This is a genomic window from Comamonas faecalis (assembly GCF_039538025.1).
Lineage (GTDB): Bacteria > Pseudomonadota > Gammaproteobacteria > Burkholderiales > Burkholderiaceae_C > Comamonas_C > Comamonas_C faecalis.
On sequence record NZ_BAABBP010000066.1, the window covers coordinates 1 to 793 of the forward strand.

At 61.8% G+C, this 793-nt stretch carries 1 protein-coding gene and 1 pseudogene; both read left to right on the plus strand.

All coding sequences use genetic code 11. The features are described 5' to 3' along the window. Positions 1-189: pseudogene (locus tag ABD767_RS17210) on the plus strand (IS4 family transposase); the annotation flags it as partial. Between the two features lie 3 nt (positions 190-192). Then, a complete protein-coding gene (locus ABD767_RS17215) occupies positions 193-780 on the plus strand; it encodes a transposase (RefSeq protein ID WP_344870013.1) in 588 nt (195 codons plus the stop codon). Positions 781-793: the final 13 nt, after the last annotated feature.

Sequence of the window (793 nt, forward strand, 5' to 3'; positions counted from 1 at the left end):
GCCCGGCTGGGGGACTATGGCTGTGGCGAGTTGACGCTGGCAGCCGATCTGCGTGGCCTGGATCATTCGATCACCTTGTTCGACCGCGCCTACTTCAGCGCCGCTTTCCTGCTGCAGTGGAGCCAAGCGGGCGAGCAGCGCCACTGGCTCATGCGTGCCAAGGACAATCTACGTCATGAGGTGGTGTAGACCTTGGGCGAAGGCGACTGGCTGATCCGCATGCCCGTGTCACCACGCGCCAGGAAGCTGCACCCTGAACTGCCCAGCCATTGGCAGGCCAGGCTGATTCAGGCGCATGTGGGCGGCAAGACCCGACGCTTCATCACTTCGATGCTCGATCCCCAACGGTTTGCCGTGACGGCACTGGCGCAGCTGTACCGCCAGCGTTGGGAGATCGAGCTGGGGTTTCGGGAAATCAAACAATCGCTGCAGCAAGGCCAAGCGGTGTTGCGCAGCAGGCAACCCGAACTGGTCAAGCAGGAAATCTGGGGCGTGCTGATCGCCTACACACTGCTCAGGCGCTGGATGCGCCTGATGGCCGAGCATGAAGGGGTTGCGCCGACCCGCATTAGCTTCCATACGGCGCGCCATGCCATCGTCGGGGCGATCAACACGGTGCATCTGGCGCGCGCTGGCTCCGTACCTGCGCTATTGCAGCGCCTGCTTGAACAAGCTCGTTACTTTGTGCTCCCGCCTCGTCGCACTGAGCGATCCTTCCCGCGTGAGGTCAAACGCTCTCGCAGCAAGTTCCCAACGAAAAAATGCCAGTCAGCAGGTTAACTGACTGGCATTG